This window comes from Streptomyces qaidamensis, from assembly GCF_001611795.1.
In the GTDB taxonomy this organism is placed as follows: domain Bacteria; phylum Actinomycetota; class Actinomycetes; order Streptomycetales; family Streptomycetaceae; genus Streptomyces; species Streptomyces qaidamensis.
In genome coordinates this window covers 8,735,944-8,761,885 of record NZ_CP015098.1, presented here as the reverse complement: position 1 = coordinate 8,761,885, position 25,942 = coordinate 8,735,944, and the positions used below count along the sequence as shown (strand labels likewise).

The following is a 25,942-nucleotide window of genomic DNA, read 5'->3' as shown; positions in this document are numbered from 1 at the left end:
CGTGCCCTCCTGGATACGCGGTCCGTACGGCACCACGGCCCGCCCGGGAAGGTCCTCCACGACATGGGCAACCTCCAGCACCACTCGCAGACCACGCTCCGCGTCAACGGCAAACCCCACACCCTCATCGTCGACCACCGCCGGGTTCTGCTGGACCTCCTGCGGGAGGACCTCGACCTCACGGGCGCCAAGAAGGGTTGTGACCACGGCCAGTGCGGAGCCTGCACGGTCCTGGTCGACGGGCGGCGCGTCAACAGCTGTCTGCTGTTCGCGGTCGCGCTGGACGGCTGCGAGGTCACCACCGTCGAGGGTCTCTCCGGGGACGGGGAGGAACCGCATCCCCTGCAACAAGCCTTCCTGGAACGCGACGCGTTCCAGTGCGGCTACTGCACCCCGGGCCAGATCTGCTCCGCTGCCGGTGTGCTCGCCGAGGCCGCGGCCGGCCACCCCTCGCACGTCACCGACCCGGCGGCGCCCTCGGGCGAGCCGGTGCCGCTGGACCGGGAGGAGATCCGGGAACGGCTGAGCGGCAACCTGTGCCGGTGCGGTGCGTATCCGCGTATCGCCGAGGCCGTGGAGGACGTGATCCCGTGAAGGAGTTCGCCTACGTCCGCGCCGGCAGCGTCGAGGAGGCGACCTCCGCGTACGCCTCCCACGCCGGAGCGCGGTACCTCGGGGGCGGCACGAACCTCGTCGACCTGATGAAGCTCGGCGTCGAGGCCCCCGCCGCCCTGATCGACGTCACCCGGCTGCCCCTGGACACGGTCGAGGAAATGCCCGGAGGTGCGCTGCGCGTCGGGGCGATGGTCCGCAACAGCGACCTCGCCGCCCACCCTCTCGTCCGCGACCGGTATCCGGCGCTGTCGCAGGCCGTGCTCGCCGGTGCCTCCGGGCAGTTGCGCAACGCGGCGACGACCGGCGGGAACCTGCTCCAGCGCACCCGGTGCCCGTACTTCCAGGACCTGTCGAAGCCGTGCAACAAGCGCGAGCCGGGCAGCGGCTGCGGAGCGCGGGACGGCGTCCACCGCGACCACGCGGTGCTCGGGCACTCCGCGCACTGCATCGCCACCCACCCTTCGGACATGGCGGTGGCACTCACCGCCCTCGGCGGGCGTGTCGAGCTGGTCGGACCCGAGGGGGCCCGCAGTGTCGCGGCGGCGGAATTCCACCGGCTGCCCGGGGACCGGCCCGAGCAGGACACCGAGATCCGTCCGGGCGAACTGGTCACCGGCGTGGTGCTCCCGGCTGTCGCGGCCGGGCTGCCGTCGGCGTACCGCAAAGCCCGCGACCGGGCCTCGTACGCCTTCGCCCTGGCGTCCGTCGCGGTCGTGCTGCGCCTGGAGGACGGTGTGGTCGGGCACGCGGGGCTCGCCTTCGGGGCGCTGGCGCACCGGCCCTGGCGCGCACGGCGGGCGGAGGAGGCGCTGCTGGGCGCGGCTCCCACCCGGGCCGCGTTCGAGCACGCCGTCGGTCTCGAACTGGCCGCCGCGCAGCCGCTGCGGGACAACGCCTACAAGGTCCCGCTCGCCCGCAACCTCGCCGTGGACGTGCTGTCCCGGCTCACGGACACCGCGCTCACCGGGAGGGCCTCATGACCGGCAGTGTGGGCGCCCCCGCCGAGCGCCGGGAGGGACGGGCGAAGGTCAGCGGCACCGCCCGCTACGCCGGCGAGTTCCGCTCCCCCGGCCGGGCCCAGGCATGGCCGGTGCCGGCGGGTGTGGCCCGGGGCCGGGTGACCGGTGTCGACACGGCGGCCGCCCTGGCCGTGCCCGGAGTCCTCGCCGTCCTCACCCACCAGAACGCGCCGCGGCTCGCGGAAGCGGACGATCCCACACTCGCCCTGCTGCAGAACGCGCGGGTGCCGCACCGCGGCTGGTTCGTGGCCCTCGTGGTGGCGGAGACCCTGGAGGCGGCCCGGGCCGGTGCCGCCGCCGTCCGCGTCACCTACGACGCCGAAGAGCACGACGCGACCCTCACGGCCTCGCATCCGGGTGTGTACGTGCCCGAAGAGGCCAACGGCGGTCATCCGGCCGTCCGTGAACAGGGCGACCCCGACGGGGCGTTCGGTTCCGCGGATGCCCGGGTGGACGTCGCGTACCGGGTGCCGCCGCTGCACAACCACCCCATGGAGCCGCACACCAGCACCGCCCGGTGGGAGGACGGCCGGCTCACCGTGCACACCTCCAGCCAGGGCACCGGTGCCGTGCGGGCGGTGCTAGCCGGGCTGTTCGGCCTGCCCGAGGAGCGGATCGTCGTCACCGCCGAGCACGTCGGCGGCGGCTTCGGGTCCAAGGGCACGCCGCGTCCGGACGTGGTGCTCGCGGCCATGGCGGCACGTGAGACGGGGCGGCCGGTGACGGTGGCGCTGCCCCGCCGCTTCCTGCCCGCCGTCGTCGGGCACCGCGCGCCGACCCTGCACCGGCTGCGGCTCGGGGCCGATGCGGACGGCCGTCTCGCGTCCCTCACGCACGAGGTCACCACGCACACCTCCCGCATCAAGGAGTTCGTGGAGCAGGCGGCGGTGCCCGCGCGGGTGATGTACGCCGCGCCCCACAGCCGTACGGTGCACCGGGTCGCGGCGCTGGACGTGCCGTCCCCGTCGTGGATGAGGGCGCCGGGCGAGGCGCCGGGCATGTACGCCCTGGAGTCCGCCATGGACGAACTCGCCACCGAACTCGGCATGGATCCGGTCGAGTTGCGCATCCGCAACGAACCGGACGTCGAGCCCGACAGCGGCAGGCCGTTCAGCAGCAGGCATCTGGTCGACTGTCTGCGTGAGGGCGCCCGGCGCTTCGGATGGGCCGGGCGTGATCCCCGCCCGGGCGTCCGCCGGGAAGGCCCCGTGCTGCTGGGGACGGGTGTGGCGGCGGCGACGTATCCCGTCATGGTGGGCCCGTCCACGGCGACGGCGCGCGCACTGCCGGACGGGTCGTTCCTGGTGCGGATCAACGCCACCGACATCGGGACGGGCGCCCGGACCGTGCTCGCGCAGGTCGGCGCCGACGCCCTCGGGGTGCCGCTGGAGCGGGTGCGGATCGAGGTCGGCAGCACGGAACTCCCGTCTGCGCCGCTGGCCGGCAGCTCGTCCGGGACCGCCTCCTGGGGCTGGGCGGTGCACGACGCCTGCGCCGGACTGGCCCGGCGGCTGGCCGGGCACGTGGGGCCGCTGCCCGGCCAGGGCCTCGACCACCGCGCCGACACGACGGGAGCAGCGGACGCCGAGAGTGACTTCGCGCGGCACGCCTTCGGGGCGCACTTCGCCGAGGTCTCCGTGGACACGGTCACCGGGGAGGTCCGCGTGGGCCGGCTCCTCGGGGTGTACGCGGCGGGCCGCATCCTCAACGCCCGTACGGCGCGTTCACAGTTCGTCGGCGGCATGACGATGGGGCTGGGCATGGCGCTGACCGAGGGCAGCACCATGGACGCCGCGTTCGGCGACTTCACCGAGTCGGACCTGGCGTCGTACCACGTGCCCGTGCACGCCGACGTCGCCGGGATCGAGGCGCACTGGCTCGACGAGAAGGATTCCCGTCTCAACCCCATGGGCAGCAAGGGGATCGGGGAGATCGGCATCGTCGGGACGGCCGCGGCGATCGGCAACGCGGTGCACCACGCCACGGGCGTCCGCCTCCGAGAGCTCCCGCTCACCCCGGACCGGGTGCTGACCGGGCTGCTCGACCGCCGGACCTGAACAGGACCGCCGGCCGGAGCCCGGCCTGGGCTTCACTCCGTCATGCCGCGTGCCTCGGGCGCGGGCGCGGGCGCCCACTGCCGGGCCGCGATGGGCGCCAGCACCCGGAAGACCAGCGCGACGAGGGACAGCAGTGCCGCGCACCCGGCGACCGAGGCGGCCAGCCACGGCGGGGCGAGCGCCAGGTCGACGGCCCGGGACAGGGACGCCGACGGGAAGGAACTCCCGTACGCCTGGGCCCCGGCCAGCACCGTGGGCACCAGCACCGCCCCGGCGAGCACCAGCGCCACGGGGCGAAGGGCCAGCAGCAGTGCCAGCACCGTGCACAGCACCGACAGGCCGAGGGCGAACGCGTGCAGCCGCAGGGACGCGTCGCCGCGCTGCAGCGGGAAGTGGACCACCGCGCACACGGCGAGGGCCAGAGCGGCGAGCCAGCCCGACCAGGACACCGACCGGGCGAACCGGTCCGTGGCACGCCCCCGGTCCGCAGGTGCGTCGTCGGGGGTGCGGTGGATCCTGGTGCCCGCGTCCGGGCGTGCTGTACGGCGCTTGACAGCGCGGCGGGGCGTCCCGGGCTCACCGGTCTCTCCCTCGGGGCGCGAAGTCCCGTTCGTACGACGGCCGTTGCGGTCCAGCCGTTCCAGGCCCAGGCGGTCGATCAGCTCGACCAGTTCCCCGACGGAGCGGCCGGTGGCGGCCGCACGGAGTGCCTCCTCGCGGACGTGGGGCTCCTGCGGCTCCTTGTGCAGCAGGGTCACCAGCCGGGTCACCTCCTCCACCGGCCGGTGGGCGGCCGCGGCCCGGATCGCCTCGTCGGCGCAGTCAGCTTCGCGCGGTGGCTTCGTCAGCAGGGCGATCAGCCGGGACACGTCCTCCACGGACCGGCTCACCCCGGCGGTGCGGAGCGCGTCGACCCTCGCCTGCGTGTGGTCGGGCGACTCCTCCAGCGAGACGATGAGGTCGACGACCTCCTCCAGCGGCCGGTCGGCGACGGCCGCGTGCACCAGGTCGCTGACGGCGTCGCCGTACGGCGCGCCGGAGGCCGGGCCGGTGCCGGGCCGCAGCTCCACCGGGTTGTCGTCGAGCGACCGGATGACGAACGGCCGCGCCGGCCGGCCGGTGTCGCCCACGCCCGTACCCGGCCCGGCGGGCGGATCGGTCTCGTCCGGGCCGGCGGTGTGCGCCTGGGCGGGCGGGAAGGGCTCCTCCGCCTGGTCCGTCCGGTCCGGGACGGGCGGACCAGGCCGCGCCTCCGCGGGATCCAGCCAGTCGTCATCGGGCGGAACGGGCTGTGCGGCAGGCCGGTCCGGGGCGGGGACGGCGGACGGGTCCGCGGCGTCCGTCCCGGGGGCGGCGGGCCGCGCGGGCGCCCGGCCCTGGCCGGTGTCCGGGGACCGGGCGGCGGAGGGGTCCGCCTCGGCCGGGTCGGGGGTGACGGGCCGGGCGACGGTCCGGTCCGGCTCGGGGGCCGGCGGCTGGGCTCCCGCCCCGGCCGCCGGGTGGGAGCCGAGGGCGACGGGCTCGGCGGCCGCCGGGCCTGCCTGGTGGGATGCGGCGGCGGGCTGCGGGTACCCCGTCCGGTACGTGTCGTACGGGCCGGCGGCGGGCGCGCTCGTCTGCTCCACCTGGTGCGTGCCGGTGGCGACGGTTGTCTCGGCGGACGGCTGGGCGGACCCGTTCGGCTCGTTGGGTATGGCAGGTTCGTTCGAGCGGGGTGATGAAGAGCAGGTGGTCATACTCGCCTCCGTGGGAAGAGTGCGGCCGCTCCTGCGCCCCCCGTCGTGTGACGAGCGACGTTACGCAGACCATTACTAGGCGCCACCGTCACCCCGTGCCACTCGGGTGAGCCACCGGGATGACCACCGCACGGGAAAATCCGCCGACCCACCGACATGTCGGTCCCCGGCCGCAATACAGCCGCCGGAAACGGGAATCCACATAGGGGGTGTTCGGGAGGTCCCGTGTCACGGCATGCCAGGAGGAGGGCAAACCGTGGATACGAACACAAAGATGATCATTCTGGCCGCGGTTCTCGCGGCCGTCGTCCTCGTCTTCGCCCTCGTCGTCCTGGTGCGGCTGGTACGGACCCGGCGCGAGTTGAGGCGCGCGGGGCTCCCTACGGGCCCGCGCTGGGTCTTCTGGGGCGCGGTGCTCTATCTGGTGCTGCCCACCGACCTGGTGCCCGATCCGGTGTACCTGGACGACATCGGCGTCCTGCTGCTCGCTCTGCGCACTGTCCGCGGCTCCCTCGGCGAACGGGAGCGCAGTACGGCGCACCGGCCGGACCGGCAACCGGCAAATAACTACGGAAAGTAAGGAAACCAACCACCCGTTCGATTCGTATAAGTCTCTGGAAGCCGAAACAGGCCGGCGGACCGGGCGGCCACGCCCCGGGGCACCGCCTGCTCGGCGCAGTACCGACGAGGGAGAGACGATGCAACCGTTCGCGCTCAACTACGCGCGCCCGGCAGTGGATTTGGAAGCTGCCATTCCGTACGTGTACGACGCCGGACTGCAGTTGAACGTGCTCCGCGACGGACGGGTCGCGGCCTCCGACTTCGCCCTGTTGAGAGAGTTCGGCACCACGACGTCCACCGCCGGCTCCAAGACGCACTTCGACGACTGACCACGGGCCGCCGAAGATGACCGTACTGATCCTCACCTCTGAGGAGGACGTCACCGCGGACATGGTCGTCGTGCATCTGAACGCGACGGGGGTTCCGGTGGTCCGGGTCGATCCCGCGGACCTGACCGGTGGTGTTTCGTTGTCGGGGGAGTTCGTGCACGGCCGGTTCCGCGGCCATCTGTCCGCCGGGGGGCGGCTGGTGAGCATCGGGGGGCTCCGGTCCGTGTGGGTGCGCCGGCCCGGCGTCCCGGCCGCGCGGGCGGCCCAGCCGTCCGCATGGCTGACCGAGGAGGCCGCCCAGGCGCTCTACGGCATGCTGCGGGGCTCGGACGCGCGCTGGATGAACCATCCCGACGCGGCGCGCCGGGCCCGGCACAAGCCGTGGCAGCTGCGCCTGGCCCAGAGATGCGGCCTGCCCGTGCCCGCGACGCTGATCACGACCTTCCCGCGCGCCGCCCGCGAGTTCGCGGAGCGCTACCCGGAGCTGGTGGTCAAGCCGGTGTCGGGCGCGCATCCGCAGGACCCGCCCCGGGCGGTGCCGACCAGCCGGGTCGCGCCGGAGACGGACTTCTCCGCCGTAGCGTTCGGGCCCACGCTGCTGCAGCGGCGGATCACCAAGCGGGCCGACATCCGGCTCACCGTCGTGGGCGAGCGGATGCTGGCCGCCCGCAAGACGACCGCCGAGGACGCGGACCCGGACGAGGTGGACGTGCGGTTCGCCGCGCCCGGCTCGCCGTGGCGTCCCGTCGACGTGCCGTCCTGCATCGCGCCGGGGGTCCTGTCCTATCTGCGTGAGGCGGAACTGGCCTACGGGGCTTTCGACTTCGTGGAGGACTCCGACGGGACCTGGTGGTTCCTGGAGTGCAACCAGTCGGGGCAGTTCGGGTTCGTCGAGGTGGAGACGGCTCAGCCGATCGCCCGGACCATCGCCGAGTGGCTGGCCCGGCCCGTTCCGGTCCAGCCGTTGCACATCAACGGGGCGAACACGACGCTCCGTTGAGCACCGGGCCCGGCGCAGACCGGGCCCGGGCCCGCCGCCCGGTTCACTGCGGCCGCGGGCCGGGGAGCATGCCCGCGCGCTGCCAGCCGGCTCCCGGGGAGTGCGGACGGTCGTAGCCGAGGGACTGTGAGGGCCGCATGACCAGCTCCAGTTCCCTGCTCACACGTTCGGCCTCGCGGCGCACCTGTGCGGGTACGTCACCGCGCTCCGCGATGAGTCGGTCGTAGATGGGGGAATCCTGGAACACCCGTCAACGTGCCTTTCTGCTCGTCGGCCCCGTGCGGGGGCGAGACTGCGAGTGTAGGCGGCACGGTGTCCCGGAGTGTGAATTCCTTGGGATGACTTGACGCAGACCGGACATCCGTGACAGGCGATGGCGGGACTTTCTCAGGCTCCCGTGGTGGAACCCGGCCGGACGATCATCAGGACGGTGACCGTGGCCCACAGCAGGTTGAACACGCCGGTGAACATGGCCAGTCGGGCGGTGCTCCGCCGGTCGACGGCCTGCTCGTCCTTCAGCCGGCCGAGGAGTTCCTCCTGGCGGGGCAGGACGAAGGCGATCAGGATGCCGGCGGCAGCGGCGGTGAGGGCGATGGAGGTGACGAGCCATCCGCTGCCGAGGACGCCCATCGCGGCCGCGGTGGCGAACCCGAGGAGGGGGACGGTGAGTCCGACCTTGGCGTAGACGCGGCAGATGCGGTGCAGGAGCGCTGCCGTTCCGACGCCGGCGGGAGCCGCCTGGCGCACGGCGGGCGGGAACATGCTGGCCGCGACGGTCACGGGACCGATGGCGATGATGGCGGCCAGGACATGGAGGGACAGCAGGATCTTGGTCACCGGGGCTCTTTCCGTGAATGCGGTCGACGGGCCCACGCTAGGACGCCTCCGGATGATCCCCCATGGGCTGGAACGACAGCTTCCAACGGGTTCTCGCCAACTCGTCCGACCTGCGCTCCCGTTTCCGGAGCCGCCGCGAACCCCACGTCACAGGGCGGGCGGGAACCCGCCTAGGGTGACGGTCATGCACTCTGTGGCGATCCTGGTCCTCGACGGAGTCGTGCCCTTCGACATGGCGGCGCCCCAGCAGACGTTCGCCTGGACACATCTGCCGGACGGGCGGCCCGCCTACCGGGTCCGGTTGTGCGCCGAGACGCCCGAGGTGCGCGCGGACGGCGGCTTCACCCTGCGGATCGAGCGGGGGCTGGAGGCGCTGGCGGAGGCGGACACCGTCATCGTGCCCGGCTGCTCCCCCGAGGCTGCGCCGCCGTCCGCCCGGGTGCTGGCGGCTCTGCGGGAGGCGGCCGAGGCCGGGACCCGGATCGCGTCGGTGTGCGTGGGGGCCTTCGTGCTGGCGGAGGCCGGGCTGCTGGACGGGCTGCGCGCCACCACGCACTGGGTGGCCGCCGGCGAACTGGCCCAGCGCTTCCCTCGGGTCGAGGTGAAGCCGGACGTGCTGTACGTCGACAACGGGCAGATCCTCACCTCGGCCGGTGCGGCCGCGGCGCTGGATCTGTGCCTGCACATGATCCGGCGGGACCTGGGGTCGGCCGTCGCCGCGAACATCGCCCGCATGTCGGTCATGCCGCTGGAACGGGAGGGCGGGCAGGCCCAGTTCATCGTGCACGAGCATCCACCCGTGCCCCGGGGCTCCGCGCTCGAACCGGTGCTGGAGTGGATCGAGGACCATCTCGCGCACGAGGTGACGCTGGGCGCGCTGGCGGCGCGGGCGGGAATGAGCGAGCGGACCTTCAGCCGCCGCTTCCGCGAGCAGACCGGCACCACACCGCTGCAGTGGCTGCTGCGGGCGCGGGTGCGGCGCGCCCAGTACCTGCTGGAGAACTCCGACCACTCCGTCGAACGGATCGCGCGCCAGGCTGGATTCGGCTCGCCGACCGCGTTCCGGGAGCGGTTCCGCAAAGTGGTCGGCACCACGCCGTACGCCTACCGCACGGCGTTCCACGGGCGGACGAACGCCTCGGCGGCCCCTTCCTAGGAGCCGCCGAGGTGTGCCGCCCGGTCCGCGCCGGGCCTTTCGTCAGCGGTCAGCCGACCAGCGTCAGGCCGTTCTCCCCGTCCGCGTCGGCGGCGTGCGGCCGCCCTTCGGTGAGCAGCAGGACATCCGCCTTGGCGATGGCGTCACTGATGTCGGACGTCCCCATCATCACGCACAGCGTGTAGCTGACGTCCTCCAGCTCGCGTGCCGCCTTCGGCACGTGCCTCTCCGACTGAGCGATCCTCAGCGACGCGTACCGCGTCAGCAACTCCCTGACGATCTTCCGGTCCGGTACAAGCACGTAGCGCCCCTCTCTGTGTTTTCGCTGCGTATGCCCGAACCACGCGGAAACATTCACACGATTTTCTCACCTGTAGCGGATTTGACGAGAACTGATCGGATGCGACCGATATTAGGTGAGCTGGCCTCTGTGCAGAGCGGTGTATGCCCCACGCTTGCGTAGCAGCTCCTCGTGCGTGCCGATCTCCTCGATGCGGCCGTCGCCCATCACCACGATCCGGTCGACGCCCATCACCACGATCCGGTCGGCGCCCTGGACGGTGGAGAGCGGTCTTTCCCACGACGATGCCATCGGCGGTGGTCCTCCCCGGTTGCCGGTGCGTGGGGCTCGTACGCGCCCGTCGGCAGCATGAGACCCGGGGCGGCGTGCGGCCGTCCCCGGGTCGTCTTCGGATCCGGTCAGGCGGCGTCCAGCTCCGCCAGCTCCTCGGCGGTCAGGGCCAGGTCGGTGGCGGCGAGCGAGTCGCGGATGGTCTCGGGCCGGCTGGCGCCCGGGATCGGGACGACCACCGGCGACTTGGCGAGCATCCAGGCCAGACACACGCGCTGCGGGCTCACGCCGCGTGCCTCGGCGATCCGGGCGAAGGGGGCGTGGCCCGAGCCGAGTTCACCGGCCTTCGAGATCCCGCCGAGGGGGCTCCAGGGCAGGAACGCGACGCCGAGTTCGTCGCACAGGCGCAGTTCCGGCTCGCTGGAGCGGAAGGCCGGGGAGAACTGGTTCTGCACGGAGACCAGGCGCCCGCCGAGGATCTCATTGGCCTGCCGGATCTGCTCCGGGTTCGCGTTCGAGATGCCGGCCATGCGGATCTTGCCCTCGTCGAGCAGGTCCCGGATCGCGCCGACGGACTCGGCGTAGGGGACGCGCGGGTCGGGTCGGTGGAACTGGTAGAGGCCGATGGCCTCGACGCCGAGCCGGCGCAGGGACTCCTCACAGGCCGCCTTGAGGTGGCGGGGACTGCCGTCGAGCGTCCAGCTGCCGTCGCCGGGGCGGAGGTGGCCGCCCTTGGTGGCGACCAGGACGTCACCGCCGCGGTCGTGGGAGGCGAGGGCCTTGGCGATCAGGGTTTCGTTGTGGCCGACCTCGTCGGCGTCGCGGTGGTAGGCGTCCGCGGTGTCGATCAGGGTCACACCGGCGTCGAGTGCGGCGTGGATGGTGGCGAGGGAACGTTCCTCGTCCGGTCGTCCCTCGATGGACATGGGCATCGCGCCCAGGCCGATCGCGCTGACCTCGACGTCACCGATGCGGCGGCTGTGCATGGGTTCGTGACCTCTTCCGGCTGTCGGGCGATGGTGCGCTCCAGCCTGGACGCCACGCGGCCGGGGGTCCAATAGAAGAAGGAGAACGCATTCAGCACTCGGGCCGCTGAATCGCGCCCGGCCTTCGAAGCCCCTTGTCACACCTGGATGAAACCCGGTGTCCGAGGACTCACCTCCCCCAAACAGAACGGCGATCCGTAGGGCACTCCCCCGTCTCGCTGCCATATTCGAGAGCCACTTCGGAGGTGGTTGTGAGCACAGAGGTGACAGCATCCGGTCCGGGTGGGACGGCGACGCACACGCCCGGGGGCACCGCGGAGCGCGTCGCCGACCTGGAGCTCCACCGGGAGCGGGCGGTGGCCCCGGGCGGGCCGCGCAGACGCGGGGAGTTCTCCGCCCGGGAGCGGATCGACCGGCTCGTGGACAAGGGCTCCTTCACCGAGACCGGCCTGTTCGTCCGGGCCCGGCCCGCCGGGCACGACGCCCGCCGCCCCTACGGCGACGGGGTGGTCACCGGGTACGGCACGGTCGACGGCCGCCAGGTGTGCGTGTTCGCGCAGGACTCCACGGTCTTCGGCGGCAGCATGGGCGAGGCCTTCGGCGAGAAGACCGTCGCCCTGATGGAGCTGGCCCTGAAGACCGGCTGCCCGGTGATCGGCCTGAACGACTCCGGCGGGGCCCGCATCCAGGAGGGCGTCGCCTCGCTCGCCCTCTACGCCGAGCTGGTGCGCCGCAACGTCAAGGCGTCCGGGGTGATCCCGCAGATCTCGGTCGTCCTCGGCCCGTGCGCGGGCGGCGCCGCGTACTCACCGGCGATCACCGACTTCACGGTGATGGTGGACGGCGCCTCGCACATGTTCGTCACCGGCCCCGACGTCATCGAGACGGTCACGGGCGAGCGCACCACCGCCGAGGAGCTGGGCGGCGCCCGCACCAGCAACACCGTCAACGGCAACGCCCACTTCCTGGCCGCCGACGAGGAGGACGCCCTCGACACCGTCCGCGACCTGCTGTCCTACCTGCCGGCCAACAATCTGGAACGGCCTCCGGAGTACGCCCCCGGGAGCGCCGCGCCCGGCGCGGGGCTCGACGAGGTCGTCCCGGACCGGCTCGGCGAGGCCTACGACATGCGGGACATCCTGCACGCGGTCGTCGACGACGGTGAACTGCTGCCGGTGCAGGAGCTGTTCGCGCCGAACATCATCTGCGCCCTGGCCCGGATGGAGGGCCGCTCGGTGGGCGTCGTCGCCAATCAGCCGCTGCACGCCGCCGGGGTCCTCGACATCGACGCGTCCGAGAAGGCGGCCCGGTTCGTACGGTTCTGCGACGCGTTCGGCATCCCGCTGCTGACCTTCGCCGACGTGCCCGGATATCTGTCCGGGGTGCGGCAGGAGCAGGCCGGCATCATCCGGCGGGGCGCGAAACTGCTGTACGCCTACGCCGAGGCCACCGTCCCCAAGGTCACGGTCGTGGTGCGCAAGGCGTACGGCGGCGGCTATGCGGTGATGGGCTCCAAGCACCTGGGTGCCGACGTCAATCTCGCCTGGCCCACCGCCCGGATCGCCGTGATGGGCGCCGAGGGGGCCGTGGGCGTCCTGCACCGGCGCGAACTCGCCGCATCCGACGATCCGGAGGCGCTGCGCGCCCGCCTCCTCGCCGCGTACGAACGCACCCACGGCACCCCGTACCTCGCCGCCGAGCGCGGCTATGTCGACGCCGTCATCGCGCCGCGCGAGACGCGGGAGCAGGTCTGCCGCGCCCTGCGCGCGCTGCGCGGCAAACGCGCCCCCATGCCGGAACGCCGGCACGGCAACATCCCCCTCTGACCGCCCCTGCCCCTTCTTTGTGACCTGTAGGCCGATCCGCGCCGTGAGGAGCCCCGCCCGATGGACAGCCGCCGCCCCCCGCTCGCGCCCGCGTGCCCCACACTGCCGGAGTACGTACGGCACTGGGCCGAGACCGCCCCCGACCGCCGGGCGTTCACCTTCGTCGAGCACCCGGCACAGCACTCGCGAGGCGTCCACCGCACCCTTACCTGGCACCGTCTGGATGTGCGGGTGCGGGCGCTCGCCGCGCGCCTCGCACACGAGACGGACCCCGGGGACCGGGTCGCGCTGCTGTGCCCGCAGGGCACCGAGTACGTGACCGCCTTCCTCGCGGCCCTGGCCGCCGGGCTGGTCGCCGTGCCCCTGTACACCCCGGGCCTGCCCGGGCACGCCGACCGGCTCGCGGGCGTCCTCGCCGACGCGCGCCCGTCGGTGGTGGTGACCACGAGCCGGGCCCGGGACGAGGTGCGGGACTTCCTCGGGGCCGGCGGGCCGCGGATCGTCGTCGCGGACGAGGTGCCCGACGACGAGGGCCGCAACTGGCAGCCGGTGGCCCCGGACGCCGGGGCCACCGCCTATCTCCAGTACACCTCCGGTTCGACGCGCGCCCCGGCCGGTGTGGAGATCAGCCACGGCAACGTCGTCGCCAACGCCCGCCAGGCGCTGGCCGCCTACGGTCTCGACACCCGCCCGATGACCAGTGTGGGCTGGCTGCCGCTGTACCACGACATGGGGCTGGTGCTCAGTGTCGCGGCCCCGGTGGCACGCGGGGCGCTGTCGGTGCTGATGGACCCGGCGGCGTTCCTGCACGAGCCGGTGCGCTGGCTGCGGCTGCTCGCCGCGCATCCCGGCGCCGTGAGCGCCGCGCCCAACTTCGCCTACGACTACTGCGTCGCGACCGTCACCCCGGACCAGAAAGAGGGTCTGCGGCTGGACAAGGTGACCGCGCTGATCAACGGCAGTGAGCCGGTCCGCCCGGGCACGGCCGACCGGTTCCACGCGGCGTTCGCGGACCAGGGCCTGGCGCCCGGGACGCACTGCCCGTCGTACGGGCTGGCCGAGGCCACGGTGTTCGTGTGCGCGGCCCGGCCGGGCGAGCCGCTCAGCCGGTTCGCGCTCGACCGCGACGCCCTGGCGGCCGGCAAGGCCCTGCCCGCCCGGCCCGACGACCCGCGGGCGGTGCTGCTAGCGGGGTGCGGAGCCCCGGCGGGGCAGCGGGTCCGGGTCGCCGACCCGGTGTCACGGGCCCTGCTGTCGGAGGGGGAGGTCGGGGAGATCTGGGTGCAGGGGCCGAACGTGGGCCGCGGCTATTGGCACCGGGACTCGGAGGAGGTGTTCGGCGCGGAGTTCGCCGACCCCGCGGCCGGACCGGGCCGCTGGCTGCGGACGGGGGATCTCGGGACGGTGCTGGAGGGGCATCTGATCGTCACCGGACGCCTGAAGGACCTGATCATCGTGGACGGGCGCAACCACTACCCGCAGGACGTCGAGGCGACGGCGCAGGAGGCGCACGACGTGATCCGCCGGGACCGGCTCGCCGCCTTCGCCGTGCCGGGTGGTGCCGGCGGCGAGTGCGCGGTCGTCGTGGCGGAGCACGCGCGGACCGCGCACCTAGCCGAGCTGGACGTGGCGGCCCTGGCGCGTGCCGTGCGCGGTGCCGTCTCGGCCCGGCACGGGCTGCGGCTGGCCGACGTCGTCCTGGTCCCACCGGGCACGGTGCCGCGTACCTCCAGCGGCAAGGTGTCGCGGGCGCTGACCCGCGCCCGGTATCTGGAGGGCGCCTACGGCCGGCAGGCCCGGGCGGGTGCCGCGGGATGAGGCGCGTCGACGAGGCCGCGCTGCGCCGGCTGATCGCCGAGCGGGTGGCCGCCTGGAACGGCACGTCCCCCCAGGACGTGCCGATGGACCGGCCGCTGGCGGACCTCGGCATGGCCTCGCGGGATGCCGTCGCCCTGGCCGGTGAGCTGTCCCGCGCCACGGGCCGGGAACTGCCGACGACGCTGCTGTGGGAGACGCCCACCGGGGAGGCGCTGGTGGCGCGGCTGTGCGCCGCGGGAGCCCCGGGGGCCGAGGCGGCGCCGGTGCCGCGTGCCGCACAGCCCGGAGGACCGGCCGAGCCGGTCGCGGTCGTCGGGGTCGGCTGCCGTCTGCCCGGCGGGGCGCACGGCCCGGACCACTACTGGCAGTTGCTCAGCGAGGGTGCCGACGCGATCCGGCGCGTCCCGGAGGACCGCTGGCGCGACTTCACCGCGTTCCCGCCCGCCGAGGCGCATCCGTACGGCGGCTATCTCGACGACATCGCCGGGTTCGACGCGGACTTCTTCCGCATCACCCCGCGCGAGGCCGCGGTGATGGATCCCCAGCAGCGGATCCTGCTGGAGGTCGTCCACGAGGCGCTCGACCACGCCGCCGTGCCGGCCGGGTCCCTTGCGGGTACGGCCACCGGCGTGTTCGTCGGCATCTCCGCACCGGAGTACGGGCAGTTGACGGGCGCCGACCCCGCCGCCGTCGACCCCTGGGCGCCGGCCGGGGGCGCGCTCGGTGTCGCCGCCGGACGGCTCGCCTACGTCCTGGACACGCGGGGGCCGAGCCTGGCCGTCGACACTGCCTGCTCCTCCTCACTGGTCGCCGTGCACCACGCCTGCGTCAGTCTGCGCACGGGCGAGAGCGACACGGCGATCGCGGCCGGCGTCAACCTGCTGCTGTCGCCGGCCGTCACGGTCGCGTTCCGGCGGGCGGGGGCCCTCGCACCGGACGGCCGGTGCAAGCCGTTCTCGGCGGCGGCCGACGGCATCGGGCGCGGCGAGGGCTGCGCGGCCGTGATCCTGAAGCGGCTGTCCGACGCCGAGCGGGACGGCGACCGGGTGCTGGCCGTCGTCCGCGCCACCGCGGTCAACTCCGACGGCCGCTCGAACGGCCTGATGGCACCCAACCCGGCCGCCCAGCGGGCGCTGCTGGAGCGGGCGTACGCGCAGGCCGGGCTCGCCGCCGAGCACGTCGACTACGTGGAGGCGCACGGCACCGGCACGCCGCTGGGCGATCCGATCGAGGCGGGCGCCCTCGGCGCGGTCCTGGGCGCGGGCCGGGACCCCGACCAGCCGCTGCTGCTGGGGTCCGCCAAGGGCAACCTCGGCCATCTGGAGTCGGCGGCGGGCATCGCGGGCCTGGTGAAGACCGTGCTGGCCCTGCACCACGACACCATCCCGCCGTCCCTGCACTGCGAGCGGGGCAGCTCTCTCACCGATCCCCGGCTGCGGGTGGTGACCGAACCGGAGCCCTGGCCCCGCTACGGCGGCACGGCCGTCGCGGGCGTCTCCGGCTTCGGCTTCGGCGGCACCAACGCGCATGTGGTGCTGGAGGAAGGGCCGCCCGGCCTGGTCCCGGTGCGACCGGCCGAGGAACCGGCGGCCCGCGTGCACCTGCTCTCCGACCTCGACGCGGAGCGCCTCCGGGACACGGCGGGCAGGCTCGCCGACCGGCTGCGTGACCGTCCCGCGCACCCCGCCGACGTGGCCCGGACCCTGGCCGGGCGCACGGGCCGGGGCCCTGTGCGCGCGGCTGTGGTCGCCCGCGACCAGGCCGAACTGGCCGAAGCCCTGGACGAGTTGGCGGCCGGGCGACCGGACGCGCGGGTGACGACGGGTGAGCGCGACCGGGTGGGTCGCGGCACGGTGTGGGTGTTCTCCGGCTACGGCAGCCAGTGGCCCGGGATGGGGCGCCGGCTGCTGGCCGAGGAACCCGCGTTCGCCGCCGCCGTCGAGAAGCTCGACCCGCAACTCGCCCCGGAGTGCGGCCTGTCCCTGTACGACCACCTGTCCTCGGGCGACGGTCTCGACCGTCTGGAGGTCGCCCAGCCGGTCCTGTTCGGCCTTCAGCTGGCGCTCGCCGAACTGTGGCGCTCCTACGGTGTCGAGCCCGCCGGGGTGATCGGCCACTCCATGGGCGAGGTGGCGGCGGCCGTGTGCGCGGGCGCGCTGGACGTGGCGGACGGGGCGCGTGTCATCGCCGTACGGGCCCGGCTGCTGAGCGGTCTGCGCGGCGGTGCGATGGCCGTGGTGGACCTGGACGACAGCGAACTGGACGCGCTGGCACGGGACTTCCCGGAGGTGCATGTGGCCGTGCACTCCTCTCCCCGGCAGAAGGTCGTCACCGGTGAGGAGGCGGCGGTGGCCGCTCTCGTGCGCCGGCTGGAGGGGCAGGGCCGGGCGGCGCGGGCCATGCGGGTGGTCGGCGCCGGGCACTCGCCCCAGGTGGACGGGCTGCTGCCGGAGCTGGTGGACGCGCTGTCCGGCATCCGGGCACGCCGTCCCCTGGTTCCGGTCCACTCCACGGTCCTCGACGACCCGCGCGGGGACCTCCTCTTCGACGCCGCGCACTGGGCGGCCAACCTGCGGCGGCCCGTACGGCTGGACCGGGCGCTCGTGTCGGCCGCGGCCGACGGCCGCACGGCCTTCGTGGAGATCTCCCCCCACCCGGTGCTGACCGGGGCCGTCGCCGACACCGTTCCCGGCGCTCTCGCCCTGGCCACGCTGCGCCGGGACGCCGACGGGTCGGAGGCGTTCGCCGGGCAGCTGGGCGCCCTGTACGCGGCGGGGCAGCGGCTGCCGGTGCCGCCGGGGCGCGTCATCGACCTGCCGCTGCCCCGGTGGCGGCACGTACGGCACTGGTGGACGGACGGCCGGGCGGCTCGCCCCGAGCCGGCGCCGGAGGCACCTCCTGCCGCGGTACCGGAACCCTCCTCGGCACTGGCCCGTCTGACCCACCACATCGCGTCCGTCACCGGCCACTCCCCCGCCCGTATCACCCCGGACACCGCCTGGGCCGACCTCGGGCTGGACTCGCTGATGGCCGTCCGCGTCCGCACGGCGGTGGAGCGTGAGTTCGGCATCGAACTGCCCCTGCGCGAGCTGTTCGCCGCCGTCACCGTCGAGGACGCCGCCACCCGTATCGAGCGCGCCCTCCCCCGCAACGACACCCCCGTCCGGCCTCTGCGCGCCACCGGCTCGCGGCCCCCGCTGTTCCTCGTCCACGCCGCCGGCGGCCCGGTCAGCGTGTACCGCACGCTCACCGAACGCCTCGGCGACGACCAGCCGGTGTACGGGCTGGAGCGGATCGAGGAGGCCCGGACCGTGCCCGAGAAGGCACGGCGCTACGCCGAGGCGGTCAACGCCGTCCACCCCGACGGCCCCTGCCTGCTGGGTGGTTGGTCCTTCGGTGGCTTCGTCGCCCAGGAGACCGCGCGGCAACTGACCGCCGCCGGGCGGGAGGTGCGGCTGGTCGTGCTCATCGACTCCGTACGGCCCCTCCCCCGCCCGGGACTGACGCCCGCGGACCGGATCCGGGCGCACTTCGAGGGCTTCGCCGACCACGTCGCCGACGCCTACGGCGTGCGTCTGGAGCTGCCGTACGACGAACTCGTGGCCGTGGACGACGACGCGGCCCGGATCGACGCCGTGCTGCGGGCCCTGCGCGAGGCGGCCGACGTGCCGCCCGCGGCCCTGGAGCACCAGCGCGCCTCCTACCTGGACATGGGCATCGGCGAGTCGCACCGGCCCGGCGGTTACGACGGCCCGGTCCTTCTCTACCGGGCCACCGAACCCGCGCCGCACACCGTGCGCGACCCGGCGTACGAGCGGGACGACGCGGCGCTGGGCTGGGACGAGGTGTGCCCGCGTCTGGAGGTGGTGCCGGTGCCCGGTCACCATCTGTCGCTGCTCGATCCGCCGCACGTCGACGAGATCGCCACCCACCTGAGCCGGATGCTCGCCGAGCCGTCCCCCTGACATGGAACCCGAGGAGCCGTCATGCCCGACCAGCCGCAGAAGCCCGCCGCCGGAGTGTCCCGGCGCACTGTCGCCAGAGCGACGGCCGCCGCCGGTCTCGCCGCCCTGTTCGGGGCCGCGGCCACGGCACCCGCCCGGGCGGCGACCCGTCTCGGACCCCGCACACGGGACGTGTCCGTGCCGTCCGCCGCGCTCGGCCGCAGCGCGCCGGTCCGGCTGATCCTGCCGTCGGACTTCGCGACGCGCCCGGAGAAGAAGTACCCCGTGCTGTACCTGCTGCACGGCGCCCACGACGACTACACGTCCTGGACCCGCGAGACGGACATCGAGGCGTTCACCGCAGGCCGCGACCTGATCGTGGCGATGCCGGACGCGGGCCCCACCGGCATTCCGAGCGTCTGGCGGGGCGGCCCCGACTACGAGACGTTCCAGGTGAAGGAGGTGCCCGCGCTGCTCGCCCGGGAGTACCGGGCCAGCGGCGTACGGGCGGTCGCCGGCGTCTCCACCGGCGGCTACGGGGCGATGGCGCACGCGGCCCGCCACCCCGGGGCGTTCACCGCGGCGGCCTCCTACAGCGGCATCCTCGACACCACGGCCCCCGGTGTTCCCGTCATCATGGACGCGATCGTGGCCCGCGAGAACCTGCCCGCGGCGTCCCTGTGGGGCAATCCGCTGCTGAACCTCCTGACCTGGCGGGACTTCAACCCGCGCGCCCGTGCCACCGGGCTGCGCGGCACAGCGCTGTACGTGTCGCAGGGCAGCGGACGGGGGGATGGCGGCGATCCGCTGCCCGGGATCCTGGAGAGCGCCCTGTGGCCCTCGGCCCAGGGCTTCGCCCGCACGCTGGCCCTGATGGGAATCCAGGCCACCACGCACTTCTACGAGGGCGGCGGGCACGACTGGGCACACTGGAAGCCGGAGTTCACGGCCTCGTGGCCTGTCCTCGCCCGTGCGCTGGGTGTGCCAGAGTGACGGGGGTGCCGTCGGGGCACGGAACGGAGCGGAGGGGTCGTCCGTCCAACACAGGACTCCCCACTCGTCCCACGGGCGAAGGCCCGCGGGTGAGCCGCTTCCGGTCGAAAGGAGTGTCCGTGATGGCTGTGCCCACCCCGCACGGCGTGCCGGACCGCCCCGCCGCGCCGCAGTTCCCCCCTGAGCTGGCGAAGGTGCTGCGCGCCGATCTGGCGGCCGTCGCCGACCAGGTGGAGGAGGAGGTCCGCCGCCAGGTCCCCGAGTACTCCCGGCCCGCCGACGGTGCGTACCGCCAGGCGCTGCGGTCCGGGGTGGTACAGGCGCTGACCCTGTTCGTCGACCACATTGCCGATCCGCGCGACGACGGGGGCGCGATCGCGGCGACGTACTACGAACTCGGGCGGGGCGAGGCCCTGGAGGGACGCAGCCTGGACGCCCTGCAGTCCGCGCTGCGGGTCGGCGGTATGTGCGCCTGGCGGCGGATGGGCCGTACGGCGGAGGAACTCGGGCTGGACTCGACGGTCGTGGCCGGGCTCGGGGAGTTGGCGTTCCGGACCGTGCACGAAGTCGCCCAGGCGGCCGCGTCCGGGTATGCCGAGGCTCAGCTGCGCAGCTCGGACGAGCTGGAGCGGCGCCGCAAGCGCCTGCTCGACCTGCTCCTGGAGGACGGGCCGGTGGCGCTGGAGGCCGTGCAGGACCTGGCGCACAGCGCGCGCTGGCCGGTGCCGCGGACGGTCGCCGTCGTGGCGCTCGCGGCGGCACCGGACCGCCGGGAGGAGGACCGGCCGCTGGCGGCGGCGGGCGCTCTGGTGGACATGGGGTCCCGCCCGCCGCGCATGCTGGTGCCCGACCCGGAGGGACCGGGCGGCATCGGCGGCCGGGCGTTCACGCTCGCGCTGCGCGGCCGGCCCGCCGCGATCGGCCCGGCGGTCGCGGTCACCGAGGCCGCGCAGTCGCTGCGCCTGGCCACCCGGGCACTCGGTCTGATGGGCCGCGGGGTGCTCCCCCGCCAGGGCGTGGTGCGCTGCTCGGAGCATCTGTCGACGCTGCTGCTGCACGGCGACGAACCACTGCTGGAGCGCCTGCGGGCGCGGGTCCTCGCGCCCCTCGACACGGTCTCGGCGGGGCAGCGCGACCGGCTCGCCGAGACACTGCTGGCCTGGCTGCTCAGCGGCAGCAACGTGCCGGACGTCGCCGTACGGCTGCACATCCACCCGCAGACGGTCCGCTACCGCCTGCGCCAGCTGGAGAAGCTCTTCGGTGACGCCCTGCACGACCCGGAGACCCGCCTCGACCTCATTCTCGCGTTGCGCGCGGAATCACTGCATTCGCGGCAGAACTGACTCCCGGGCTCGGGCGGTGTACTCAATCCGCGACAAAAACCTGCGGGGTTTCCATAATCCCGTCCATAACAGCAGACGAGAGAAAGCCCATACGTTCGGGGCGTCCTTTTTCGCAGGCGCTTCACGCGCCTCCCACGCGGAGGATCCCCCATGCGTATCCGTATGTCTCTCGCGGCGCTCTCGCTGGCCGGCGGGGCCGGACTTGCCACCCTCGCGGCTCCCCCGGCCATGGCCGCGGCCTGCTCGGACGTCGAGGTCGTCGCGGCCCGCGGCACCTTCGAGCCGGGCACGCTCGGCTTCATCGTCGGCGACCCGGTGTTTTCCGCGCTGCAGAAGAAAGCAGCGGGCAAAAACCTCTCCAGCTACAAGGTGAACTACCCCGCCGATCTCTCTCCGACGTCCGCGGCACAGGGCAATCTGGATCTGGTGAACCATGTGAAGAGCCAGGCCGCCGCCTGTCCGAGTCAGAAGTTCGTTCTCGTCGGCTATTCGCAGGGCGCGAACGTCGTCGACAACTCGATCGGCATCAGCAGCGCCGGCGCGGTGGTCGGCAGCCCCATCGTGGCCACGCTGCCCGCGGCGGTGGAGCCGAAGGTCGCCGCGGTGCTGCTGTTCGGCAACCCGATCCGGGCGCTCGGCAAGAGCGTCACCGGCACCTACCAGAGCCGCACGCTCGACCTCTGCGCCAAGGGCGACCCCGTCTGCGAGAACGGCGGGGGCGACGTCGGGGCGCACCTGAGCTACCGGGACGACGCCGAGGAGGCGGCCACGTTCGCCGCGGGCAGGCTCTGAGCCCGCGTCACACGAAGGGGCCCGGGAGGAGATCCTCCCGGGCCCCGGGTGTGTGTTCCGGCAGGGGCTAGCGCGGTGACCGCGCGAAGCCGGCGAGGCTGGTGGAGACCGGCTCCGGCCGGCCGTTGTTCTGCACGGGCGCGGCGGTCAGGACGTCGAGGTGCTGGTAGCCGTCGGCGACCACCGGATGCAGCTCGGCCGGGACCCGGCCGGCCAGCAGTCCCTCACCGGCGAGCACGGTGAGCACCGGGTTGGCCTTCAGCCCGTCGGGATGGACGACGAGCTTCTTCACCTGCGGCGAGGTGGCCAGCTGGATGTCCGTGACCAGCTTGGTCGGGAAGTACTGCTCGGTGAAGTCCAGCGGCTGCTCGGCCAGACTGCGGGCCAACTGCCGTATGTCGGTGACCTCCTCGCCGGCGCCGGTGAACGGGGTGCCGTCGGCCGACCGGTAGCCGGGGTCGTCAGGATCGCCGACACGGTCGTAGTTGCGCCAGGTGTACAGCGGGCCCTGCGGCCGGGCCGGGATGGCCTTGTACGCGGTGCCGTACGGTCCGGCCTGCCGGTCACCGCCGTTGGCGACGGGGAAGCTCTTGTCGGCGACCGGTCCGCCGTCGAAGAAGCCCACGCTGGTCTGCAGGAACGCCAGCGGCACGGAGTTGTCGTCCAGCAGCGCCCCGAGAACGGCCCCGTTGGTGAGCCGGAAGTCCTTCACCCCCGGCTTGCCGCTGAGGAAGGCGGCGGTGTCCTTGGCGAACAGGAAACGGTTGGTGGCCTCGATGTTGAGGTTGGAAGGCAGGTAGCGGAGCAGGTCGGCCTCGCCCTCCAGGTCGTCGAGGGCACCGAGTCCGGCGATGCCGAGCAGGGTCATGGTCTCGGGGTTGAGCAGCACCGGCGCGGACAGGCTGCGCGGCAGCACCCCGCTGTCCAGCCCGGCCTGCACGACGCCGTGGCCCAGGCCGATGTCGGGCAGGTTGGTGTCGCCCGGGATGCTGCCGCTGAGATCGGCCAGTGAGGTGGAGACGGTCGTGTCGAGGGCGAAGTAGCCGGCGCACTGGTTGTACCCGGCGTCCGCCGTGGTGGCGCGGTTACCGTCGAAGTCGGCCGCGGCGAAGTACCCGGTGATCACACCGCCCAGCGAGTGCCCGCCGCACAGCACCTTCTGCTTGCGCTGCGCCGGGGAGGGCAACTCGGCGGTCAGCAGGTCGTACTGGTCGCGTACGGTCTGCTCGATCCCGAGCTTCGCCATCCAGCCCAGCTGCGCGTTGCCGGTGAAACCGGCGAAGGTACGGCCGTCGACCTGCTTGCCGCGGTAGTAGTAGTCGACCGCGGTGTGCTGGTCGCCGGAGGCGATGCCGGTGCGGTCCTCCAGACAGTTGGAGCGCCGGTCCAGCGCCCAGAACTCGATGTGCCGCCCCTGCTCGGCGGCGCGCGCGACGGTGTTGCGGGCGACGCTGTCGAACGCCCCGGCGCCTTCCAGGATCCCGGGCTGGGCGATGAGGATCCGGTCGGCGTCGGCCGACGCGGCCGGCCCGGCGGCGGAGCGGTAGCGCAGGTACGACAGCCAGTCGCAGGCGGCCGGGCGAGGCCCCGCCGACTCCGGCAGCGGCACCTTCACCCGCACCATCGACTCCGTCACTGCGGTCACCGGCGACGTCGACCTCACCGGCGTCTCGGTGCGCGCCCCGTCGGCGTGGGCGCCCGGGGCGGCGGCCGTGAGCGTTCCAGCGCTCAGCAGCACCGCCAGCGCGGCACCGCGCCACTTCCCTCTGTGCATACGATTCATGTCCATGCCACGGACGCTAGAGTGCGCGTGCGACCGCTCTCAGGGAGTGCTGATGAGAACTCAGCTTCCGGATCGCGCCTTGTCACCGGCGCACAGCGCGCCCGACGCCGGCGCGGGGGAACGGGTCCATACCGCTTCTGGACGCCACCGAGCTGCGAACCGGCCGTTTCGGGAGCATGGTGGGGCTATGGACGGTCAACCCCCTGTGGTCGTGCAGCCGCCCGCGACGGACGGCGGACGGCTGGTGACCATCCACGGCGAGCGCATGGGCGTCGCCTACAGCCTCTTCGACGTACTGGACCTGCTGCACCGCGAGGGCCTGCCCACCACGGACACGGCCGTCGACGACACCGAGCTGATCGAGTGGCAGGGTGGCGGCCCGTACGACTGGAACAGCTAGCGGCTGTCCGTACGACGGAATCCCGCACCGGGTGCTGACCGGAGTGCGGCCGACGGCACAGGGGGGCGTCCGCTGGGGCAGGTCCAGGCCGAACCACCGCTGACGCCCGCGTCAGAAGGGGGGGCCGAAGCGGCGGCACACCAGGGCGAAACGCCCTGGCAGAGCCCGCTCGCCCGGCTGGTGCGCAGCCGCGGCGCCGGGGCATCCGGCACACGATCCCGGAGCAGCCCGATAGCCAGGCCGCCCGCCTGCGCGAGGACTCACGCGGCGGACGGCCACCCGGCTTCGACGGAGCGGCGCACAAGCGCAACACCGTCGAACGGGCGCTGAACCGGATCAGCGGGGCGCGCCCCGCTTGCGTCACCCGAGCGCCCGGACCACCGACCACAGCAGGCGCTCGTTCTCCGGGGCCGCGCCGCCCGGGTAGGCATAGCGGCGGCGGGTGTACGCGTACGCGTAGCCCTGGCGGGGGTCGGCGAGGGCGAGGGAGCCCGCGGCGCCGCTGTGGCCGAAGGCACCGGCGCCGACGGAGTCGAAAAGGCAGCCGATGGCGCTGAAGCCCAGGCCGAAAGCCTTCTGCGAGCCGCTCACCAGGTCATTTCCCTCGGAGTGGACCCGCGCGAACTCCGCGGCGGTGTCCGGCTTCAGGAGCGGCCCGTCCCCGTTCAGGCCGAACGCGGCCGCCGCATACATGCCGGCCAAGCCGCGCGCGGAACCGATACCGCCCGCCGACGCCTGGCCCTTCGCGCGGACGAGGCGCGAGTTCGCGAAGTCCTCCAGCTCGACGCTGTCAGGGGCGTGCTCGTTGAACGCGATGCCGCCCAGGCTGTACGGGCTGTACGGGGAGGCGTCGATCTCGGCCTGCTGCTCGGGCGTCGGCAGCATCGGCAGCGTACTGAGGAACCGCGGCTCCTCGGACTCCGGCAGGCCCAGCCACAGGTCCAGGCCGTACGGGGCGCGGATCCGCTCCTCGTACCATTCCTGCAGGGTGCGCCCGGTGGCCCGGAACACCACCTCGCCGACCAGCGCGCCGATCACGTACCCGTGGTAGCCGAAGAACTGCCCCGGCTGCCAGAACGGGCGCTGCCCGGCGAGTAGGGCCGCGATCGCCCGGTCGTCGGCCAGCTCCTGCGGGGTGAACCCGGCGTCCAGGCCGATCACCCCGGCACGGTGTGCCAGCAGCTCGCGCAAGGTGATCCCGCCCTTGCCCTCGGCGGCGAAGTCCGGCCAGTACGAGGCCACGGTGCGGTCCAAGTCGAGGACGCCGTCCTGGACCAGGAGCGCAGTGACCAGGTAGGCAGCGCCTTTGGTGGACGAGAAGACGCCGAGCAGCGTCTCTCCGGTGACACCCTCCGACCACAGGTCCACGACCCGCTCGCCGCGCTGGTGCACTACCAGCTGTGCGCCCGGCGCGTGTTCCTCGTCGGCGAGGAACAGGGCGAATTCTTCTCGCACTCCCTCGAAACCGGCGGCCACCGTGCCATGAACTGCCATGAACCCTCCCGAACTCCCTTGCAGATCTTGCGTTTTGGACAACCGGACGGCCCAGGCCGCTATTCCCCTGTCCTGGCTCCCGGGCGGACGGTGAGGAGTCACGGCGTCGGCGCAGTCGGCGGGCCTCCGTTTCGTGATCACGCGAGCGACGATCGCAGACGGCTCGGAGACCACCCCTCGGCCGGCCGCTGGTGCCCACAAGACGCAGGGCCGCCTTGACCTCAGCGTTCTTGACTGATGCGATCATCACGCGACGAGCGGGGCCGGCCTACTGCCCTGCTCCATCCGTCAGCCCGGAGCCAAGAGGTGAGCATGGGAACGATCATTGCGCTTTTCGCCGGTATGGGCGTTACTGCCACGTTGCTGATCATCGTGTTGCTCAAGCGCAACCGAGGGCGCTCCCTGCCTGATTCCGCAGACGGGATGCAGGCGGAACAGGAAGCACGCGACAAAGCCGCAAGCATTCGTACCGAGATTCAGGGCATCGGGTTAGGGGGGCACCCTCCTCTCTCAAGTGACCTTTTCAGACAGAAGCGCCGTTGACGGGCACCACCCACGCCCTTGCCGGGCCAGTCGTTCCAGGGCATCCGTGAGACACGTCCTGGTCGTCCGACGAGCCGTGAGCCGTCGCACTCCGGCCCAGCGGATGCCTCCCCCGCCGCCAGGGGGACTCACCGGACGC

At 73.4% G+C, this 25,942-nt stretch carries 22 protein-coding genes and 1 pseudogene; 15 read left to right on the top strand and 8 right to left on the bottom strand.

Going from position 1 to position 25,942, the window contains the following annotated elements; genetic code table 11:
* Positions 1–63 precede the first annotated feature (63 nt).
* The 3 genes from A4E84_RS38390 to A4E84_RS38380 are packed head-to-tail and all read left to right on the top strand — an operon-like array spanning position 64 to position 3,691.
* Positions 64–594 (top strand): (2Fe-2S)-binding protein, encoded by a 531-nt coding sequence (locus A4E84_RS38390; protein ID WP_062930955.1) that lies wholly within the window; start codon positions 64–66, stop codon positions 592–594.
* Positions 591–1,595 carry an FAD binding domain-containing protein gene (locus A4E84_RS38385; protein ID WP_062930954.1) on the top strand — a complete coding sequence of 335 codons (1,005 nt, stop codon included), beginning with the start codon at positions 591–593 and terminating at the stop codon, positions 1,593–1,595. Before A4E84_RS38390 ends, A4E84_RS38385 begins: the two co-directional genes overlap by 4 nt.
* Complete coding sequence (locus A4E84_RS38380; RefSeq protein ID WP_062930953.1) at positions 1,592–3,691, top strand: xanthine dehydrogenase family protein molybdopterin-binding subunit; 2,100 nt, start codon at positions 1,592–1,594, stop codon at positions 3,689–3,691. The genes A4E84_RS38385 and A4E84_RS38380 overlap by 4 nt, the downstream gene beginning before the upstream one ends.
* 32 nt (positions 3,692–3,723) lie before the next feature.
* Here the strand turns inward: A4E84_RS38380 and A4E84_RS43990 are convergent, their stop codons facing one another.
* Entirely contained in the window at positions 3,724–5,427 is a 1,704-nt protein-coding gene (locus tag A4E84_RS43990; RefSeq protein ID WP_213084222.1) for a hypothetical protein, read from the bottom strand.
* A 256-nt stretch (positions 5,428–5,683) separates the two neighbouring features.
* On the opposite strand from A4E84_RS43990, the gene A4E84_RS38370 reads away from it, so the two are divergent.
* From A4E84_RS38370 to tgmB, 3 genes are all read left to right on the top strand, one after another.
* Positions 5,684–6,007 (top strand): YkvA family protein, encoded by a 324-nt coding sequence (locus tag A4E84_RS38370; protein WP_062930952.1) that lies wholly within the window; start codon positions 5,684–5,686, stop codon positions 6,005–6,007.
* Positions 6,008–6,125: 118 nt separating this feature from the next.
* Positions 6,126–6,317, top strand: a complete 192-nt coding sequence (tgmA, locus tag A4E84_RS38365) for a putative ATP-grasp-modified RiPP (RefSeq protein ID WP_062930951.1) — start codon at positions 6,126–6,128, stop codon at positions 6,315–6,317.
* A gap of 16 nt (positions 6,318–6,333) precedes the next feature.
* Complete coding sequence (gene tgmB, locus A4E84_RS38360) at positions 6,334–7,317, top strand: ATP-grasp ribosomal peptide maturase (RefSeq protein ID WP_062930950.1); 984 nt, start codon at positions 6,334–6,336, stop codon at positions 7,315–7,317.
* Positions 7,318–7,360: 43 nt separating this feature from the next.
* Here tgmB and A4E84_RS38355 read toward each other — a convergent pair whose 3' ends face one another.
* A complete protein-coding gene (locus A4E84_RS38355; RefSeq protein WP_031111422.1) occupies positions 7,361–7,564 on the bottom strand; it encodes a hypothetical protein in 204 nt (67 codons plus the stop codon).
* A 140-nt stretch (positions 7,565–7,704) separates the two neighbouring features.
* Complete coding sequence (locus A4E84_RS38350) at positions 7,705–8,154, bottom strand: DUF2269 family protein (RefSeq protein WP_062930949.1); 450 nt, start codon at positions 8,152–8,154, stop codon at positions 7,705–7,707.
* A 184-nt stretch (positions 8,155–8,338) separates the two neighbouring features.
* Between A4E84_RS38350 and A4E84_RS38345 the strand changes: the two genes are divergently transcribed.
* Positions 8,339–9,310: a GlxA family transcriptional regulator gene (locus A4E84_RS38345; RefSeq protein WP_062931816.1), complete on the top strand. Its 972-nt coding sequence runs from the start codon at positions 8,339–8,341 to the stop codon at positions 9,308–9,310.
* 49 nt (positions 9,311–9,359) lie between these two features.
* Here A4E84_RS38345 and A4E84_RS38340 read toward each other — a convergent pair whose 3' ends face one another.
* From A4E84_RS38340 to A4E84_RS38330, 3 genes and pseudogenes are all read right to left on the bottom strand, one after another.
* Positions 9,360–9,611, bottom strand: a complete 252-nt coding sequence (locus A4E84_RS38340) for a DUF5133 domain-containing protein (protein WP_062930948.1) — start codon at positions 9,609–9,611, stop codon at positions 9,360–9,362.
* A gap of 111 nt (positions 9,612–9,722) precedes the next feature.
* Positions 9,723–9,845: pseudogene (locus tag A4E84_RS45035) on the bottom strand (ABC transporter ATP-binding protein); the annotation flags it as partial.
* Positions 9,846–10,009: 164 nt separating this feature from the next.
* Positions 10,010–10,867 carry an aldo/keto reductase gene (locus tag A4E84_RS38330; RefSeq protein ID WP_062930946.1) on the bottom strand — a complete coding sequence of 286 codons (858 nt, stop codon included), beginning with the start codon at positions 10,865–10,867 and terminating at the stop codon, positions 10,010–10,012.
* Between the two features lie 263 nt (positions 10,868–11,130).
* On the opposite strand from A4E84_RS38330, the gene A4E84_RS38325 reads away from it, so the two are divergent.
* The 6 genes from A4E84_RS38325 to A4E84_RS38300 all read left to right on the top strand — a co-directional run bounded on the left by A4E84_RS38325 (position 11,131) and on the right by A4E84_RS38300 (position 21,583).
* Entirely contained in the window at positions 11,131–12,693 is a 1,563-nt protein-coding gene (locus tag A4E84_RS38325) for an acyl-CoA carboxylase subunit beta (RefSeq protein WP_062930945.1), read from the top strand.
* A 60-nt stretch (positions 12,694–12,753) separates the two neighbouring features.
* Positions 12,754–14,511 carry a fatty acyl-AMP ligase gene (locus A4E84_RS38320; RefSeq protein ID WP_062930944.1) on the top strand — a complete coding sequence of 586 codons (1,758 nt, stop codon included), beginning with the start codon at positions 12,754–12,756 and terminating at the stop codon, positions 14,509–14,511.
* The gene (locus A4E84_RS38315) at positions 14,508–18,476 is read left to right on the top strand and encodes a type I polyketide synthase (RefSeq protein ID WP_062930943.1); all 3,969 of its coding nucleotides are present in this window, start codon (positions 14,508–14,510) and stop codon (positions 18,474–18,476) included. The genes A4E84_RS38320 and A4E84_RS38315 overlap by 4 nt, the downstream gene beginning before the upstream one ends.
* A 21-nt stretch (positions 18,477–18,497) precedes the next feature.
* Positions 18,498–19,448, top strand: coding sequence for an alpha/beta hydrolase (locus A4E84_RS38310; protein ID WP_062930942.1), 951 nt, complete (start codon positions 18,498–18,500; stop codon positions 19,446–19,448).
* A 122-nt stretch (positions 19,449–19,570) separates the two neighbouring features.
* On the top strand, positions 19,571–20,791 hold the full coding sequence (locus A4E84_RS38305) for a PucR family transcriptional regulator (RefSeq protein ID WP_062930941.1): 1,221 nt from the start codon (positions 19,571–19,573) through the stop codon (positions 20,789–20,791).
* Between the two features lie 150 nt (positions 20,792–20,941).
* Positions 20,942–21,583, top strand: coding sequence for a cutinase family protein (locus tag A4E84_RS38300; protein WP_062930940.1), 642 nt, complete (start codon positions 20,942–20,944; stop codon positions 21,581–21,583).
* A 67-nt stretch (positions 21,584–21,650) separates the two neighbouring features.
* Here A4E84_RS38300 and A4E84_RS38295 read toward each other — a convergent pair whose 3' ends face one another.
* Complete coding sequence (locus tag A4E84_RS38295) at positions 21,651–23,372, bottom strand: hypothetical protein (RefSeq protein ID WP_174569491.1); 1,722 nt, start codon at positions 23,370–23,372, stop codon at positions 21,651–21,653.
* 181 nt (positions 23,373–23,553) lie between these two features.
* Between A4E84_RS38295 and A4E84_RS38290 the strand changes: the two genes are divergently transcribed.
* Positions 23,554–23,766 (top strand): hypothetical protein, encoded by a 213-nt coding sequence (locus A4E84_RS38290; protein WP_062930939.1) that lies wholly within the window; start codon positions 23,554–23,556, stop codon positions 23,764–23,766.
* A 360-nt stretch (positions 23,767–24,126) separates the two neighbouring features.
* Here A4E84_RS38290 and A4E84_RS38285 read toward each other — a convergent pair whose 3' ends face one another.
* Positions 24,127–25,260: a serine hydrolase domain-containing protein gene (locus tag A4E84_RS38285; RefSeq protein ID WP_062930938.1), complete on the bottom strand. Its 1,134-nt coding sequence runs from the start codon at positions 25,258–25,260 to the stop codon at positions 24,127–24,129.
* 312 nt (positions 25,261–25,572) lie between these two features.
* Here A4E84_RS38285 and A4E84_RS43170 point away from each other — a divergent pair, with 312 nt between their 5' ends.
* Positions 25,573–25,803, top strand: coding sequence for a hypothetical protein (locus A4E84_RS43170; protein ID WP_159029675.1), 231 nt, complete (start codon positions 25,573–25,575; stop codon positions 25,801–25,803).
* The last annotated feature ends 139 nt before the right edge of the window (positions 25,804–25,942 follow it).

Coding starts and splice junctions, on each gene's coding strand:
- A4E84_RS38300 (WP_062930940.1), top strand. CDS start 20,942: ATGCGTATCCGTATGTCTCTCGCGGCGCTCTCGCTGGCCGGCGGGGCC.
- A4E84_RS43170 (WP_159029675.1), top strand. CDS start 25,573: ATGGGAACGATCATTGCGCTTTTCGCCGGTATGGGCGTTACTGCCACG.
- A4E84_RS38310 (WP_062930942.1), top strand. CDS start 18,498: ATGCCCGACCAGCCGCAGAAGCCCGCCGCCGGAGTGTCCCGGCGCACT.
- A4E84_RS38315 (WP_062930943.1), top strand. CDS start 14,508: ATGAGGCGCGTCGACGAGGCCGCGCTGCGCCGGCTGATCGCCGAGCGG.
- A4E84_RS43990 (WP_213084222.1), bottom strand. CDS start 5,427: ATGACCACCTGCTCTTCATCACCCCGCTCGAACGAACCTGCCATACCC.
- tgmB (WP_062930950.1), top strand. CDS start 6,334: ATGACCGTACTGATCCTCACCTCTGAGGAGGACGTCACCGCGGACATG.
- tgmA (WP_062930951.1), top strand. CDS start 6,126: ATGCAACCGTTCGCGCTCAACTACGCGCGCCCGGCAGTGGATTTGGAA.
- A4E84_RS38345 (WP_062931816.1), top strand. CDS start 8,339: ATGCACTCTGTGGCGATCCTGGTCCTCGACGGAGTCGTGCCCTTCGAC.
- A4E84_RS38330 (WP_062930946.1), bottom strand. CDS start 10,867: ATGCACAGCCGCCGCATCGGTGACGTCGAGGTCAGCGCGATCGGCCTG.
- A4E84_RS38320 (WP_062930944.1), top strand. CDS start 12,754: ATGGACAGCCGCCGCCCCCCGCTCGCGCCCGCGTGCCCCACACTGCCG.
- A4E84_RS38285 (WP_062930938.1), bottom strand. CDS start 25,260: ATGGCAGTTCATGGCACGGTGGCCGCCGGTTTCGAGGGAGTGCGAGAA.
- A4E84_RS38290 (WP_062930939.1), top strand. CDS start 23,554: ATGGACGGTCAACCCCCTGTGGTCGTGCAGCCGCCCGCGACGGACGGC.
- A4E84_RS38390 (WP_062930955.1), top strand. CDS start 64: ATGGGCAACCTCCAGCACCACTCGCAGACCACGCTCCGCGTCAACGGC.
- A4E84_RS38305 (WP_062930941.1), top strand. CDS start 19,571: ATGGCTGTGCCCACCCCGCACGGCGTGCCGGACCGCCCCGCCGCGCCG.
- A4E84_RS38295 (WP_174569491.1), bottom strand. CDS start 23,372: ATGGACATGAATCGTATGCACAGAGGGAAGTGGCGCGGTGCCGCGCTG.
- A4E84_RS38380 (WP_062930953.1), top strand. CDS start 1,592: ATGACCGGCAGTGTGGGCGCCCCCGCCGAGCGCCGGGAGGGACGGGCG.